This window comes from Rhizobium sp. BK538 (assembly GCF_014197575.1).
In the GTDB taxonomy this organism is placed as follows: Bacteria; Pseudomonadota; Alphaproteobacteria; order Rhizobiales; family Rhizobiaceae; genus Rhizobium.
Map to the genome: position 1 here is coordinate 311,988 of NZ_JACIFT010000001.1, position 15,184 is coordinate 327,171.

The 15,184-nt window shown below is 60.3% G+C and carries 13 protein-coding genes and 1 pseudogene; 6 read left to right on the top strand and 8 right to left on the bottom strand.

Features of this window, described 5'->3' with window-relative positions; translation table 11 throughout:
- Positions 1-41: 41 nt before the first annotated feature.
- Together FHX09_RS01555 and FHX09_RS01560 are read left to right on the top strand one after the other, a co-directional pair.
- Positions 42-326: an acylphosphatase gene (locus FHX09_RS01555; RefSeq protein ID WP_183718765.1), complete on the top strand. Its 285-nt coding sequence runs from the start codon at positions 42-44 to the stop codon at positions 324-326.
- A 229-nt stretch (positions 327-555) separates the two neighbouring features.
- Positions 556-1,278 (top strand): L,D-transpeptidase, encoded by a 723-nt coding sequence (locus tag FHX09_RS01560; protein WP_246699365.1) that lies wholly within the window; start codon positions 556-558, stop codon positions 1,276-1,278.
- Between the two features lie 28 nt (positions 1,279-1,306).
- Here FHX09_RS01560 and FHX09_RS01565 read toward each other — a convergent pair whose 3' ends face one another.
- The 3 genes from FHX09_RS01565 to FHX09_RS01575 form a co-directional block, all read right to left on the bottom strand.
- Positions 1,307-3,109, bottom strand: coding sequence for a PAS domain S-box protein (locus FHX09_RS01565; protein WP_132587958.1), 1,803 nt, complete (start codon positions 3,107-3,109; stop codon positions 1,307-1,309).
- Between the two features lie 119 nt (positions 3,110-3,228).
- Positions 3,229-3,906 carry a dimethylsulfonioproprionate lyase family protein gene (locus FHX09_RS01570; RefSeq protein ID WP_132587957.1) on the bottom strand — a complete coding sequence of 226 codons (678 nt, stop codon included), beginning with the start codon at positions 3,904-3,906 and terminating at the stop codon, positions 3,229-3,231.
- Between the two features lie 194 nt (positions 3,907-4,100).
- The gene (locus FHX09_RS01575) at positions 4,101-5,435 is read right to left on the bottom strand and encodes an aspartate aminotransferase family protein (protein ID WP_184449155.1); all 1,335 of its coding nucleotides are present in this window, start codon (positions 5,433-5,435) and stop codon (positions 4,101-4,103) included.
- A gap of 139 nt (positions 5,436-5,574) precedes the next feature.
- On the opposite strand from FHX09_RS01575, the gene FHX09_RS01580 reads away from it, so the two are divergent.
- Complete coding sequence (locus FHX09_RS01580) at positions 5,575-6,123, top strand: cupin domain-containing protein (RefSeq protein WP_007795916.1); 549 nt, start codon at positions 5,575-5,577, stop codon at positions 6,121-6,123.
- On the opposite strand, the gene FHX09_RS01585 is transcribed toward FHX09_RS01580, so the two are convergent.
- The gene (locus FHX09_RS01585) at positions 6,120-6,899 is read right to left on the bottom strand and encodes a pyrroline-5-carboxylate reductase (protein ID WP_184449157.1); all 780 of its coding nucleotides are present in this window, start codon (positions 6,897-6,899) and stop codon (positions 6,120-6,122) included. The genes FHX09_RS01580 and FHX09_RS01585 overlap by 4 nt on opposite strands.
- 129 nt (positions 6,900-7,028) lie before the next feature.
- Positions 7,029-7,223, bottom strand: a complete 195-nt coding sequence (locus tag FHX09_RS01590) for a hypothetical protein (RefSeq protein WP_165933021.1) — start codon at positions 7,221-7,223, stop codon at positions 7,029-7,031.
- A 90-nt stretch (positions 7,224-7,313) separates the two neighbouring features.
- Here FHX09_RS01590 and FHX09_RS01595 point away from each other — a divergent pair, with 90 nt between their 5' ends.
- The 3 genes and pseudogenes from FHX09_RS01595 to FHX09_RS29560 form a co-directional block, all read left to right on the top strand.
- A complete protein-coding gene (locus FHX09_RS01595; RefSeq protein WP_184449159.1) occupies positions 7,314-7,892 on the top strand; it encodes a VTT domain-containing protein in 579 nt (192 codons plus the stop codon).
- Between the two features lie 293 nt (positions 7,893-8,185).
- The gene (locus FHX09_RS01600; protein WP_132587953.1) at positions 8,186-9,496 is read left to right on the top strand and encodes a hemolysin family protein; all 1,311 of its coding nucleotides are present in this window, start codon (positions 8,186-8,188) and stop codon (positions 9,494-9,496) included.
- Positions 9,497-9,568: 72 nt separating this feature from the next.
- Positions 9,569-9,843, top strand: a pseudogene (locus FHX09_RS29560) (DUF1236 domain-containing protein); the annotation flags it as partial.
- 133 nt (positions 9,844-9,976) lie between these two features.
- Here the strand turns inward: FHX09_RS29560 and fhuB are convergent.
- The 3 genes from fhuB to FHX09_RS01615 form a co-directional block, all read right to left on the bottom strand.
- Positions 9,977-11,929, bottom strand: coding sequence for a Fe(3+)-hydroxamate ABC transporter permease FhuB (fhuB, locus tag FHX09_RS01605; RefSeq protein WP_245505383.1), 1,953 nt, complete (start codon positions 11,927-11,929; stop codon positions 9,977-9,979).
- A 37-nt stretch (positions 11,930-11,966) separates the two neighbouring features.
- Complete coding sequence (locus tag FHX09_RS01610) at positions 11,967-12,848, bottom strand: ABC transporter substrate-binding protein (RefSeq protein WP_246699366.1); 882 nt, start codon at positions 12,846-12,848, stop codon at positions 11,967-11,969.
- 62 nt (positions 12,849-12,910) lie between these two features.
- Entirely contained in the window at positions 12,911-15,085 is a 2,175-nt protein-coding gene (locus FHX09_RS01615; protein WP_132587951.1) for a TonB-dependent siderophore receptor, read from the bottom strand.
- Positions 15,086-15,184: the final 99 nt, after the last annotated feature.

The following is a 15,184-nucleotide window of genomic DNA, read 5'->3' on the forward strand; positions in this document are numbered from 1 at the left end:
GTGTTCCAGATTGCCTACAAGGCACGCGAATGGAGACGAGCATGGGGAAGGATCGGAAGGCAGTATTGGTGCGGATATCCGGTCGGGTCCAGGGCGTCAGTTTTCGCGTCTGGACACGCGCCCGGGCTGAACAGCTCGGTCTGGTGGGCTGGGTCCGCAACGAAGATGATGGAACCGTGAAAGCGCTCATCGCCGGCCCGCAGACGGCCGTCTCAGCGATGTTGAAGGAATTCTGGAAAGGACCGCCCGGCGCGTCGGTCGTTGCTGTCGAAGTGGAAGTGGCATCTCCTGCGGCTATACCCTCCGGGTTCCAGATCACAGCGTAGCTACGCCGACTGATGGCGAAGAGTGGTTCAGTGCATGGGGCGAGGTGGCCCTGTGAAAATGAACGGGGGAAGCCGCGCCTGAGCCAGAGGCATTGTTGCACTCTTCCAACAGTCGTGACTGCGCGAGACGTTGCTCGAAACTTCCGGCAGTCTCAACCATATTTCAGCCATGGTATGAGCGAGTAGGGCATATCTCACCTGATCAGACCACGAATCGGAATCTTTGAAATTGCTTACCACATTCATGATCCGGCCGCTGATGGCAGCGGCCGGCATCTCACTTCTTGCAGCCTGCACGCAGCTTTCGGCGGAACGAATTGTCGAAGTCGCCCAGTCCCCCTCCGTCGAGGTGGTCGCGCCCCAACAAGAGCGACAGCCCCAAACCCAGCCAGTGATCCCTGCTTCCGAAAAGCCGGATTATGCGCTCGCCTATGCCGAAGTGGATGACGGCGAATTTCGTTGGCCGGCTATAAATTATACGGCCGTCGATCCCGACTATCTGCGCCAGGAAGTCGATTACGCAACCGACGAGCCGCCAGGCTCCATCGTCGTCGAGACCGAGAAAAAGTTCCTCTACCTTGTTCTGAAGGATGGACGAGCCATTCGCTACGGCGTGAGCCTAGGCGCACAGGGTCGCGCATGGAAGGGACGCGCGATCATTCAGTGGAAGCGAAAGTTCCCGACATGGACCCCCACGCCTTCGATGATCAAGCGCAATCCAAAACTCGAACAGTGGAAGCAGGGCATGCAGCCCGGTGTCAATAACCCCCTGGGTGCGCGCGCACTCTATATCTTTCAGGACGGCGAAGATACGCTTTATCGCATCCACGGCTCACCAGAGTGGCAGTCAATCGGCAAGAACGCGTCGTCTGGCTGTGTGAGGATGTTCAATCAGGACGTCATCGACCTTTACGAACGCGTGAAAGGCAAGGCCCCGCTACTTGTAAAGTGAGCAGGAAGGACGAGCCGCCGAGCAGATGTCACTGCGCAGAACCGACCGGGTGCTCGTGATCCCAGCCACCGCCCACAGGGGCATCGACCACACACACCACGCCCGCTGGGTCGTAGGCGATCGTTACTTCCCCTTTCAATTCGGCCGCCAGCAGGCTTTCTATCAGGCGTGAGCCGAAGCCTTTGCGCGAGGGCGCAGTGACGGTCGGTCCTCCCGTTTCCCGCCATTGCAGTCGCAGCCTGGCATGTTCATTCCTCTCGAACGACCATTCAATCGAAACGCGGCCTTCCGGTGTGGACAGGGCTCCATACTTGAGGGCATTTGTTGCCAGTTCGTGCAGTGCCAGGGAAATCGACACGACGGCGCGCGGCGCAAGTTGAATGCTCGGGCCGGAGATCGAAAACCTGTCCTGTTGATAGGGAGAAAGTGATTGTCTGACGACCGTCTCTAGTTCTGCTTGCTCCCAGTTGCCGTGCGTCAGGAGGTCGTGCGCCCTCGACATCAAGGCAAGCCGAGCCTCGAACGCGTCCACGCCCGCTCGGTTTGCTTTCTCGCGCCCGAGCGTCTGCCGCGCGATGGCCATCACCGTTGCGAGCACGTTCTTCACGCGATGATTGAGTTCGCCGACGAGAACGCTCTGGAGCCGTTCGGCCTCCTTTCGTGCGCTGATGTCGTGTGCTATTTTCGAAGCCCCGACGATCCTGCCATACGCGTCGAAGATCGGTGAAACGCTGAGCAGGACGTCGACCAGCCGGCCGTCCTTGCGTCGCCGCTTGGTCTCATAAGGAGCGACCCTTAGACCGGCGTTGACCTGCCGGATGATTGCCGGCTCCTCTTCAATTCTGTCATCAGGAACCAGAAGCATGACTGAGCGGCCGATCGCTTCCTCGGCCGAATAGCCATAGAGCTTCTCGGCTCCGAAGTTCCAGCTCGTGATTCTCATGTTCAGGTCGGTCCCGAGAATGGCGTCGTCGGACGAGGCAATGATCGCGGCAAGGCGACGCTCCACTTCCTGAGCGCGCTTGCGTTCGGTGATATCGACGACAACGGCGACAGCTTGCCGTATCGCTCCCTTCGTGTCGCGAAGCGGTGAGATGGAATTCGCCACCCAAACGAGGCTGCCGTCCTTGCGCACATAGCGCTTCTCAATGTCAAAGCTCTGGCCGGTTTCCAACATTGTCCTGAATGATCGGACGTAGTCGTCCAGATCCCTGGGAAATGTGATGTCCTGCACACGCAACTTCTGAAGCTCGGCTTGCCTGTAGCCGACGATTTCGCAGAAGCGGCTGTTGACCAGGAGGAGACGCCCGGCGAGATCCGACTGGCCGATACCCGCTGCCGTCTGCGAGAATATTGCACGAAACCGGTCCTCGCTCTCTCGCAATTCGGTTTCAAACTTAACGCGTTCGGTGGTCTCACTGACAATGCAGAAGACGCCGCCGACCTTGCCCTCCTCGTCCCGGATCGGTGAGTAGGAAATGTCGAAGTGAACAGTCTCGCGATAGCCGTGACGCTCGATAGAGAATGCACGGTCCTTGGCGGCCACCGTTTCGCCGTGGTCAAGCACACGCCGCAGGAGCGGTTCCAGATCGCCCCACAATTCGCTCCAGTTCTCGCGGGCCGGGCGGCCGAGGGCCTGAGGATGCTTGCTCCCGATGGTGGGCGCATAGGCATCGTTGTAAAGGGCGACGAAATCCTGGCCCCAGAAGATGACAATCTGAGCTTTGGCGGGCAGCATGATGTCGACGGCCGACTTCAAGCAGAGTGGCCACGAGGAGGGCGGGCCTAGAGCGCTTGCTTCCCAGTCACCGCCATAAATGCGATCGGCCATCTCGCCTGGCTCGGGATATGTGTTGCTGCTGCGCAGGAGCTTCGTCCTCTCTAGAGTGGCCTTTACAATTCAAAAGTTGGCGCGCAAACCGCAAGAGGCAAATCAGGGAGGCGCTCAAGCTATCTCTCGACGTGACACCAAGCCGCCAGAAGAGGTCGCGCGGTGCACCGCATCGCGACGTTGTGGCCCGCTTCGTTGAAGAAAATCGAGCCGATGGAAGCGCGCTGCCAGCCCCTGTCGTCACAAGAGAACTCGCAGTCGGATAGTGCCAGAAAAACGCGGGAGCGATACTGTATATGATCTGGGAAGCGGCTGTAGGGCGCCATTATCGTTAGGCCGAGAGCCACGTCGCCTCGTTCCTCCACGCCCGATATGCCCGCCACCACCGCATGCGCATGTGTATGCTCGATGTTGATGCTGGCAAACGGGCCGGTCTTGCTCGCAACCCATTCGAGGCTCTTGGCAACATCGTTGATGGCAGCCGCGACCTCGGCGAAGGGCTCACCCTTCGAGGCCAGATTGCGCAGTGCAAACTGCAACTGAGGCCCCAAGGGCACAGGCGTGGCTGGCTTCGTTGCGATTGCGCCCGGCTCCTGCAGCAGGTGGAACACCTTCCCAGCAACGAATTTTTCCATGAATGGAGCGGCGTCGGACAGCATGATGTTGCCCAATGCACCGATCAGACGTTGCACGGCGGCAGGCCTGCGCGCGCGGCTCACAGGATAGTCGCCGCTGGCAGCTCTGGTCCCACGATGCAGAAGGAGATCTGCCTCCCGTCTCAACCGGGGTTTCGACATCGATGTGGAAAACTCCTTGGTCACACCGGGGATCCTTATCCCGGCGGGATCAAAAAGCAAACCGTTCGAAGCGCCTTTTCCGAGGATAGTTGGCGCGATGCCTGCAGGCCGATGGCAGAATTCTTCGTCGAGCGAACGCGTTGTGTTTCTGTTTGGCCGTTGGTCGCCAAACAGAAACGCTTCGCAGGTGATTGCTATAGCGCGCGCGTCAAGGCATCTGCCAGAATGGCGACGATCCTTTCAATTTCGCCCGTCTCAATGATCAGTGGCGGCGACAGCGCGATAATGTCGCCGGTGACGCGAATGAGCAGTCCCTTGCTGAAGCAGTCCACGAAGACGTCATAGGCGCGTGTTCCTGGCGCGCCGTCGCGTGACGCAAGTTCGACGGCGCCGACAAGGCCGAGGTTGCGGATGTCGGCAACGTGGGGCAGCCCCTTCAGGGAGTGAAGAGCCTCCTGCCATGTGTCTGCCAAAGAGGCGGCTCGGGTGAGCAGGCCCTCCTCCTTGTAGATTTCCAAAGTCGCGATGCCGGCGGCACAGGCAACCGGGTGACCGGAGTAGGTGTAGCCGTGGAAGAGCTCGATCTGGTTTTCCGGCCCGACCATCAATGCGTCGTAGACTTTTCGGCTGGCAAAGACCGCTCCCATCGGGATGGCGCCGTTCGTCAGGCCTTTGGCGGTGGTGACGAGATCGGGGACGACGCCGAAATAATCGGTCGCGAATGGCGTGCCCAGCCGGCCGAAACCGGTGATGACCTCGTCGAAGATCAGGAGAATGCCATGCTTGTCGGCAATGGCGCGCAGGCGCTCCAGATATCCGGCCGGCGGCAGGATGACGCCTGCCGATCCGGACATCGGCTCGACGATGACCGCGGCGATCGTCTCCGCGCCATGTAGCGCGACCAGGCGTTCCAGGTCGTCGGCAAGCTCGACGCCATGCCGCGGGAGCCCCTTCGAGAAACCATTGCGCTCGATGTCGAGGGTATGGCGCATATGGTCTGCGGGAATCTGCGGAAAGACCCGACGATTGTTGACGAGCCCGCCGACAGAGATGCCGCCGAAGCCAACGCCGTGATAGCCCTTCTCGCGACCGATGATGCGGGTGCGCGTGCCCTGGCCGATCGCGCGCTGATAAGCGATTGCGATTTTCAACGCGGTATCAACAGACTCCGAGCCGGAGCCGGTGAAGAACACACGATCGAGTTTTGCGGCCGGCCCGCCCGGCGCGACCCTTGCGAGCTTTTCGGCAAAGTCGAAGGCGACGGGATGGCCCATCTGAAACGTCGGAGCGAAGTCCATCGTCTGCAACTGGCGGGCAACGGCGTCCGCAATGCGCTTTCGACCGTGGCCGGCATTCACGCACCAGAGGCCGGCCGTGCCGTCCAGCACCTTGTTGCCGTCGACATCGGTGTAATACATGCCTTCAGCCGAGGCGAGCAGCCGGGGGGCGGCCTTGAACTGGCGGTTTGCCGTAAACGGCATCCAGAAATTCTCGAGAGAAAGTCGGTTCGACATGCTTACCTGGTCCATCACTCTATTCTCCGTTGAGTTTGAAGAATGTTGAGTGATTTACAGCTATGGACAAGTCCTTTTCTGTGCGCGCATAAGCACTTGAAATTTATGTGTGTGAGACGAATATGTTTGATATTTGCAACAGGTAAAACACGCCATGTCCATTGATATCGGCAATCGTCTCCGTCATCTGAGGATGATGCACAATCTCTCCCAACGCGAGCTCGCCAAGCGCGCCGGTGTCACGAATTCGACCATATCTTTGATCGAATCGAATTCCTCCAACCCCTCCGTCGGCGCGCTGAAGCGCATCCTTGATGGCATTCCCATCGGCCTGGCGGAGTTCTTTGCGTTCGAACCGGAGCGGCCGCGAAAGGCATTCTATGCAGCCGAAGAACTGGTCGAGATCGGCAAGGGGGCAATCTCTTATCGGCAGGTCGGAGAAAGTCTGTTTGGCCGCAGCCTGCAGATCCTGAAGGAGTGCTATCAGCCAGGCTCAGACACTGGCAAGGTTCCCCTCGTTCACGAGGGAGAAGAGGGCGGGATCATCCTCTCCGGCCGACTTGAAGTGACGGTCGACGACGAGCGCCGGATCCTTGGGCCGGGCGATGCCTATTATTTCGAAAGCCGCCGACCGCATCGGTTCCGATGCGTCGGACCGGTCGCGTGCGAGGTCATCAGCGCCTGTACGCCTCCGACCTTCTAGGCGCCTTGTATCCTCGCCAGAACACGGTCAAGCGCCAGGACCAGGGCATCGCGCCCGCCGCTATTGTGAAAGTCGGACAGAACCTGTTCGTTCAGGCCGCCCTTTGTCGCGAATTCGCCGCTGAGCTCTTCGAGCGGAACGGTGTCTGAGCGCAGCGCCGTTTGCGAAAGGCTCGCAAACAGCGGCGCGATAAAGGCGCGCCCCTTGCCTTTGGCGAGGCCGCGCTGTTCCAGCCAGGCCGCCGAGACATCCATGATCCCAAGGACAGTGGACATCAGCGAGCTAGCGGCGGCCAAAAGGTCGTACTCCTCCTTGGTCTCGCATTCGACCGCAGTGCCAAGCACGGAAAAGAGCGCCGCAACGGGAGGGTCCGGCGGGAAGACGGCAGTCACCCCATCGCGATCGGCGACGAAGGGCAACGGAATGGCCTGTACGAGGTGAACATCTGCACCGATCCAGTCGAAAAGCGTCTTGCGGTCGGTCGCCGCGATAACGCTGAGGACGGATTGTCCCTTTCGGAACGTCAGTGCGCTCAGGACGTCCTGTGCAATCTGCGGCCGCACCGCCAAGACAACCATGTCGCTCGCGTCGATGACCGCCTGGTTGTCGGCGGCGACGGTGATTTCGGCAAAGTCGGCCGCCAGGCGTTGCGCGATCTCGGCGTTGCGCGGCGAAATCGTCACCTGCGAGACGGCGGCGGGCTTGGTCAGCAGGCCTCTGACCATGGCGTCGGCAATGGCCCCTGTTCCTATGAAGCCGATCTTCTGTACGTCCATCCGATTGCCCCCCGCACCGTCGAAACGCGCGATTTTGGTCGCACATGTCGTGGACAGCGGGATTATCGTCTCGCACGGCCGTTTGCAAGGCAGGACGGCGCGGGCTTGCCCAGCGGCCGAATGTGTTCGTCAAAGGCGTGGCAGATCAAACTCGCTTGCCATGTGGTGCGTTCTGCTTACTCCCGGGCGCGCATGGGAGCCAATGACATCGATTGGCCATACGCCTGCGGCGATCGATTTCCTGGCAGATTTTCCATCAAGCACGATCGTTTTGAGGTCGTCGGAGCGGACATCGAGCGCGACCACGCGCTGCCGCTTGTCCATCTGCCCACCGCCCTGGGAGGTCCTGCCGACGTTGCCGCAGGACGCAATTCAGGGCAGATTGCGCATCGTTGGACCGCCGGAGGTTAGGCATTGCTGGAGAGACTGATTGGTGAGTACGGCGTCCTCGCCGTTTTTCTCGGAGCCGCAGCCGAAGGTGAAACGGCCGCGTTCCTGGGCGGAGTTCTCGCCCATAGGCAACTCATCCCGTACTGGCAGGTCGCGCTGGCCGCATGCCTCGGATCGTTTGTTGCAGACCAGTTCTTCTTTCTATCCGGTCGCTACGCCACGAAGTGGTCCTACGTCCAGAAGCTGCTTGGATCGGAACCGATTGCGAGAGTGACGCGGCTCCTCGAAGCGCACCCCACGGGCTTCATGCTCGCCTTTCGCTTCATCTACGGCATACGAACGATCAGCCCCGTTGCCATCGGCGTCTCGAAGGTTTCGACGCGGAGGTTTGTCATACTCAACGCGATCGCTGCGCTAATTTGGGGCGTCCTGATAACTGCGATTGGGTTCCTCGCCGGGCAGGCAGTTGAGGCCTTGCTCGGACGGCTGCAACTCCACTTGCATTTGTTGATCGCGATGGCCTGTGTTGCAATCCTTGTTCCGGTCAGTGCCTTTGTTTTCCGGCGAGCAGTGGCGAAACGTTCGGCTCGCCTGGGCGCTTGAGGAGAAGCGGGCGATCAACATGCGCTCACGGCCAACTGCTTGGCGTCAATTGAGCCGAAGGAGGCTTGGCAGGCCCCAAAGATGCTTGCCAAGGATGGCTCAAAGATCGCGGCGGCGATGAGGCGAAGCGTGCCTGGCTATGGTTCCTAGCTGTGTTGCGGTGATCCGATCCCCTGCAACGCTGCGATCTTGAAAGACGCGAAAGAAACAGTCGTTGCGACCGGCTTGGCGCTGGTGTTCTGTGGGAGAATGCCTATGTTTCGCGTAGTTTCGAAATTACAGGGTTCCTATTTTTGCTTCTCGAAATTTCAATCGTTGTTATTCTCACCATCTTGAATGGCGTCCTCGCCATGTCCGAGCTTGCTGTCGTTTCCTCACGGCCGGCTCGTCTCAAGGTCATGGCCGATCAGGGAAGCCGCGGGGCCGCCATGGCAATCCGGCTCGCTGAGCAGCCCGGGCGGTTTCTGTCGACCGTACAGATCGGCATTACGCTCGTTGGCGTACTGTCCGGTGCATTCTCGGGTGCAACGCTTGGCGCGCGACTGGCCGGTTGGCTGGGCGCGCACGGCTTGTCACAGGCCGCAGCCGATGCACTCGGGGTCGGCTCGGTCGTTGTTGCCATCACATACCTGTCGCTGATCGTTGGCGAATTGGTACCAAAGCAGATCGCGCTTCGCGCCCCCGAGACGGTTGCAAGCAAAGTCGCTCCGGCGATGATGCTTCTGTCTCGCCTGGCCGCCCCGCTCGTCTGGCTGTTGGATTTCTCCGGCCGCACCATCCTTCGACTTCTGGGTCAATCGGGCAAGTCTGGTGACGTGGTGACCGATGAAGAAATCAAGACCGTCCTGGCAGAGGCGCACAGCGCTGGCGTCATCGAGATGGAAGAATCTGCGATGATCTCTGGTGTCATGCGTTTGGCCGACCGAAATGCCAGGGCCTTGATGACACCGCGCCGGGAGGTGGAGGTGATCGATGTCGAGGACGGTTTCAACGAGATTCGGGATCAACTCCGCCGGACCGCGCAGGCGCGACTGCCAGTGCGCAAGAATAGCTCCGACGAAATCATCGGCGTGCTTTTGACCAAGGATTTTTACGACGCGCTTGCGTCGTCCGGCCATGTCGACATCACCGCTATTGTGCAGGAAGTGCCGATCGTATCTGATCTGTCCGGCGCTCTCGACGTCATTCAGGCCATTCGTCGTTCACGCTGCCACATGGTGCTGGTCTATGACGAATATGGCCACTTTGAAGGCGTCATCACCTCCGGCGACATTCTGGAAGCAATCCTGGGCGCGGTCCAGGAGGACTCGATTGGCGAGAAGGCGATCGTACGCCGCCACGATGGCAGCTATCTCGTATCCGGCTGGACGCCGATCGATGAGTTTGCCGATTTCATGGGCTTCCAGATTGACAGTGACAGGGATTATCAGACGGTTGCAGGGCTCGTACTGGAAGAGATGAAGCATCTGCCTGACGTCGGCGAGAGTTTCGTGATGAACGGCTGGCGGTTCGAGGTGGTCGACCTTGATGGACGTAGAATCGACAAGCTTCTCTTGACCGCTGAAGTGCCGTCCGACGATGGCGCAAGCCGCACACTTCAGTAAGTCGATTGGACCTCGTTCGTGCGGGACCTTCATGTGGAAAGGGAGTTCCCCTTTTCATCTATGGAGGCAGATATGAAAGCTCGTACAATAGCTGCTGCAGCAGCACTTGCGTTTACCGGCACCGCTATGCCCAGACTGTTGTGACTGTGCCTGGCGAGGTAAGAACCTACATAACCGGACAGGAAGTACCGTCCGTTGCCTACGACTGATATCATTGTCGGATCGCAACTGCCGCCTTCAGTTGAAATACACACGATCCCCAGCAATGATGCATACGGTTACGCAGGATCAACAAGCAACGCCTGATCGTCGATCCACATACGCACAGCGTGATCGAAATCATCAAACAATCAATCTACTCACTGAGCTGGCTGGCATCGTGCTTGCACTCGGATGCATCGACCTTGCGTTACGGAATGTGACCGTGCCCAAACGCTAGCTATTGGCTTGCGCGCTCCCGGAGTGCCGATTGGTCGGGTCCTAGAGTGATGAGCGCGTTTCCTTTCGACCGAGGAGCCAGAGAAGGTACGGTCCTCCGATCAGGGCGGCGAACAGGCCGACCGGCACCTGGTAGGGATAGATAACCACACGCGATAACCAGTCGGCCACGAGAAGCAGGCCGGCGCCGATCAGCATGGCCGCGAGCAGGTTATCGCTGGCCCGTTGAAAGCCGATCAATCTTGACAGGTGGGGTGCGATCAAGCCGGTGAGGCTGAGCGGTCCAATGAGGAAGGAAGAGATCGCGCTCATCAGCGCGGCGAAGGCTGCAAGCAGCAGCCGTGTCGATGTGACGCGCAGTCCGACACTGCGCGCCAACCCTGTGCCAAGCGGCAGGATCGCGAACCAGCGCGTCATCAGGAAGAGCGGTGCTGTCAGACTTGTTAGCGACAGGATTGCCGTCCAGGCTTCGAGCGTGCCGGCGCGGTTGGTCGAGCCCGATATCCAGGTCAGCAGAATGTAGCTTCGCATGTCTCCCTGGGCGAGCACCATGCCGACGATTGCAAGACACAACGCGCTGATGGCAACACCTGCAAGCAGGAGTGCCTCCGTCGATAGCCCGGCGCGCCGGGCAATGGCGATCATGGCCAGGAATGAAGCGAGTGCGCCTGATGCCATGCCGGCGATCATGATTGGAGGCGAGGGGAAGGCGAATATGAATAGCGTCACCGTCAGTCCAGCCCCGGCGCCGGAGGAGACGCCGAGCACCTCGGGGCTAGCCAGCGGATTGCCGGTCACGCGTTGCATGATGAAGCCGGCCGCTCCCAGCATCGCGCCTGCTGCGGCCGCAACGACAATCCGCGGCAGCCGGAACGGCAGAAGATCTAAGAGCAGCGAGCCGATGGCTACTCTCCAGCCACCCTCGGTCGGTCCAACGACAAGCACGGCTGCGAACACCAGCAGAAAGCCAGCGGCGAGAAGCATTAGCGCCGGTGCTGGTCGCAATCGACGTCGCACAGCCCCGGCCGATCTTGCCGTAACCGCCGCCCGCCCGTGCACGCGCGGCAGCAAAAACAGCAGGAGCGGGCCGCCGGTGAGCGCGGTGGCTGCTCCTGTTGGCGCAAGGTCAAAAAAGCCGGGACCGAGCAGCTGCGTCAGGCAATCCGTCAGAAACAACACCGCGGCGCCGGCAAGAGGCGCGGTCGTCATGATCTGACGCGTGGTGCGCGCACCGCAAAGCCGTGCGATCGCCGGCGCGGCAAGCCCGAGGAAGCCAATGATGCCGACCGTCGCGGTGACGGAGGCTGACAGCCAAACGGCGAGCATCAGAACGGCAAGCCGGACGGCGTGGAGCGAAACACCGAGACCTTTGGCGCTGGCATCGTCCAGAGCCAGGATGTTGAGCGGCCTGAGCAGAAGCAGCGCGGCGAGGATACCAGCAGCGAGCTGAGGTGCAAGCGATGTTACGCCACCCCAATCCTGCTGGTTGAGGGCGCCGGCGCCCCAGATGTGGATCGACATGGCATATTCGCCTCGTGCCAGCACCAGCGTAACGCTGAGTGAGGCTGCAACCATGCTGACGATCATGCCGCAGATGGCCACGGTGACCGGATCAAGACCGCGGCGCCAACTCAAGGCAAGGACAAGGGCGACGGCGCTCAGACCACCGGCAAAGGCGATGAGCTCACGCGAGACACCGGCAAGGACGGGCGAAAAACTAAGACCGATCGTCAGCGCCAGTTGCGCGCCGGAGGCGATACCGAGCGTCGAGGCATCGGCGATCGGATTGCGCAGGATGCGCTGCAGGAGCGCCCCGGCGAGGCCCAGTGCGGCCCCTGAGATCAGAGCGATCACAGCCCGTGGCATGAGGCTGCTCCAGAGCAGGATCGCGTCGAGCGCCTTGGCCTGCTCAGGATCGCCGGGCACCTGGGGACGCAGCAGCAGTAGAAGGACGAAGGAGGTGACGCATGCAACCGCAAGCACCCAAGCCGGCATGCTTGGTCTGCGGGAATGCGTGCGTGGCATGGAACGGCTAGCCATTTCGGACACGGGAGAATCCTTCGGCGAGAAAGTCGGCGAAGCGACCCGCGGCCGGAAGCGCGCCATAGGGGTTGATCGAACCGGTCGTCAGGATGCGGTCCTCGCGTACGGCCGGAAGGGCCTTCCAGAATGCGCTGCCGGTCAGGGCATCGAACGCGTCTTGCGGATGCGGCGGAATGAGGAGGATCCAGGCATCCGGCATGGACGCCAGAGTTTCAATGCCGACAGGCGCCGTGGCGGAATAGCTGGTCGCTCCTTTCCAGGCGTTAGACAGTCCGACCTGCTGCAATACTTCACCGAACATGCTGTCGGAACCAAACACCCGGCAGTGGCGGGCATCGCCGAGATTGATTGGCAGGATGGGGCGTCCATCGCCGCTGGCGGCAAACAGGGACTTATAGCGATCCAGTTTCGCAGCGAGATCCTCGACCAGCTGCCGCGCCTCCTTGCGCTCAAGGCGTTCGCCAATCGCCAGTGTTGCCTGCTCGGCCAGTTCGTAAGGACTTCTTCCGGGCACATAGATCGCATGACTTTCAACCGCTGCAATGCGGCTCATCAGCGGATCGGCCCAGGCGTAGAAGTTTGAGCTGAAGATCAAGTCGGGGCGCGCGAAGCGCAAAACCTCAAGGTTCGGCGTTCCGCGCAGCCCGAGATCAGCGACGGTCTCGGGCACTTCGGGTGTTACGGCGATCTGCCTGAATTGGCGCAGTTCCGTCGCCGCAACCACGTTGGCACCGATCGCAAGCAGCGTTTCCAAGAGCGCCCAGTCGAGCGTGGCAACCCGTGGTTCTGGCGACCGGCCTTGCGCCACACTCGTAACGAACGTGGCCGTTCCAGCCAGAAAAGTCCTGCGGGTGAGCAGTGATGCGCGCAAATTCATCTCCAGTCGCGCGAAGAAGGTCCGGAAGGGCCTTCTTCATATGCAAAATTATTGTGCTACCAGACTTTGCTCAGCTTGAAGGTGAAGGTGCGTGCGTCACCATAACCGCATGCGCCTACACCACCGCAGCTTTCCACGTATACCTTGTCAAATATGTTGGTGACGTTGAGTGACGCGACCCAGTCGTTCTTTTTGTAACGGACCGCGGCGTCAACAAGTGTCGCGTCGGGAACCTTGAGTGTGTTCGCTTCGTCGGCCCACGACTCACCCTTGTAACGCACGCCTGCGCCGAGGCTCAGGCCCTCGAGTGTGCCTGTCGTGACGGTGTAGTCGAGCCACAAGGAGGCTGTAACGTCCGGCACGATGTACGGGGTTTTCCCGACAAGCGACGGGTTGGGATCGTTCCTGGTGACCTCGACATCATTATAGGCAACTGAGCTGAGAACCTTCCAGTTATCGTTGAGGTTGACCTTGCCTTCCAGTTCGACACCCTGGGATCTGACTTCACCCAATTGATCCTGCCACGGTGGTACTGCAATCGACACGACGTTGTTACGCTTGTTGATGTGGAAGACCGAGGCCGTGAAAGTCGCGTCCATGAAGGTCGGCTCGTATTTTACACCGGCTTCAAACTGCAAGCCTTCCTCCGGCAGCAGCGGGCCTTGCGCGCCGAGCCCAACCAACGGGTTGAAGAAGCTTGCGGCACTGATGTAAGGCGTCACGCCATTGGCGAACTCATAGGCGAGGCCCGCACGACCGCTCCATGCGCCTTCGGAGGTGCGGAAGTCGTCATTGGCGGGCAGCCGATCGTCCATCTCGCTGCGCACATAGTCGTAGCGGCCGTTAAGCGTGGCTATCCAGCCATCACTAAAGCGGATCTGGTCCTGGGCGTAGAAGCCAAGCTGGTTCATCGCCAGAACCTGATTGTAAAGCGGGTTGTTGGGCGGCAGCGGCAGCCCGTAGATCGGGTTAACCGGGCTGATCGGCGTCGTCCCGAACAGCGAGTTTTGAACATTATCGATGCGATAGTAGCGGTAGTCCATCCCCGCCATGACGGTATGGCTGGCACCGCCGAGCTCAAAATCGGTCTCGACGCGGTTGTCAAATGCCAATGTGTCGGCGCTGGTATTACCCTCAAAACCGATGCGCAGCAGGTCGTAGTTCGGCGCCGTCGGCGTGCCCCCGACATAGCCGTAGGGGTAGGGTCCGAATTCATACTTGTTGAGATGCCCGTAGCGAAAGTTCGACGACAGTTTCCAGCCGTTGTCGAACGCGTGCTCCAGCTCATAGCCGACCATTTCCTGATTGTAGCGACCGGTGTCGCTGTCCGGTTCGCCCGGGAAGAAGTCGCGGCGTATCTTGCCGAACGGTGCGTCCACCACGGTGCCGACATAGGGGAGGAACCCGTTGCCGATATGGACCTGATCGAGCCCGCCAGCGTAGGCCCATACGGTGAAATTGGTGGAGGCGTCCGGGGAGACCGTTAGCTGTGGCATGATGAAGCCGCGCAGGTCATGTGAGAAATCGGAATAGTTGTCGCCGCCGGCGATCTTGCCGGTCAGGCGATAACTCATGGTATCGCTGCTGCCGACCTTGTCCGAGAAGTCGAAACCGCCGAACCCGTTGCCGTTACTGTTGATGCCGGTCTCGGTATAATAATAGGGCTCGTCGGTCGGTCGCTTGCGTATCATGTTGACGATGCCACCTGGGTTGGAGCCGCCGTAAAGAACGGAGGCGGGGCCCTTCAGCACTTCGACACGCTCCAGCATGAATGGATCGATCTGGAAGCCGCCGAAGCCATAGCTGAACAGGCTGAGGCCATCGAGGAAAACGCCCGTTTGCGTGGCGTTGAAGCCGCGAATGTAAAACCAGTCCGTGTCAGGGTCGGTGCCATAAGGAGCAGCGGTCACGCCAGGCGTATAGCGCAAGGCTTCATCGACCTTGTTGACGACACCGCGGTCATCCATTTCCTGCCTTCCAACAACGGAGACGGCCTGTGGAATTTCGTTGAGCGGCGTGTCGGTCTTCGATCCCGTCGTGGTTTCCTTGGCGACGTATCCGTTCACGGGACCGATCGCTTTGTTGTCGGCGCTCTGGCCCTGGACGACGATCGGCGCAAGTGCGGTGTCGGCCGTCTGCGCCTGCGCCGTCCAGGCGGCGCAAAGACCGATCAGCGCGACGCTCGCACGCAGAGCCCGCCGCGCGCCCTGGAAACCTTCAACTTTTTGCATATTCCTACTACCCCGCTCACAGGCCCGCCGGCGGCCTGCCAGGCGCCAGCTCCAATAAGCTGAGCGATTAACTCAAATTTAAAGGTCGGGCTTGGCCTG

Coding starts and splice junctions, on each gene's coding strand:
- FHX09_RS01555 (WP_183718765.1), top strand. CDS start 42: ATGGGGAAGGATCGGAAGGCAGTATTGGTGCGGATATCCGGTCGGGTC.
- FHX09_RS01565 (WP_132587958.1), bottom strand. CDS start 3,109: ATGGCCGATCGCATTTATGGCGGTGACTGGGAAGCAAGCGCTCTAGGC.
- FHX09_RS01570 (WP_132587957.1), bottom strand. CDS start 3,906: ATGTCGAAACCCCGGTTGAGACGGGAGGCAGATCTCCTTCTGCATCGT.
- FHX09_RS01575 (WP_184449155.1), bottom strand. CDS start 5,435: ATGGACCAGGTAAGCATGTCGAACCGACTTTCTCTCGAGAATTTCTGG.
- FHX09_RS01580 (WP_007795916.1), top strand. CDS start 5,575: ATGTCCATTGATATCGGCAATCGTCTCCGTCATCTGAGGATGATGCAC.
- FHX09_RS01585 (WP_184449157.1), bottom strand. CDS start 6,899: ATGGACGTACAGAAGATCGGCTTCATAGGAACAGGGGCCATTGCCGAC.
- FHX09_RS01590 (WP_165933021.1), bottom strand. CDS start 7,223: ATGGACAAGCGGCAGCGCGTGGTCGCGCTCGATGTCCGCTCCGACGAC.
- fhuB (WP_245505383.1), bottom strand. CDS start 11,929: ATGCCGGCTTGGGTGCTTGCGGTTGCATGCGTCACCTCCTTCGTCCTT.
- FHX09_RS01615 (WP_132587951.1), bottom strand. CDS start 15,085: ATGCAAAAAGTTGAAGGTTTCCAGGGCGCGCGGCGGGCTCTGCGTGCG.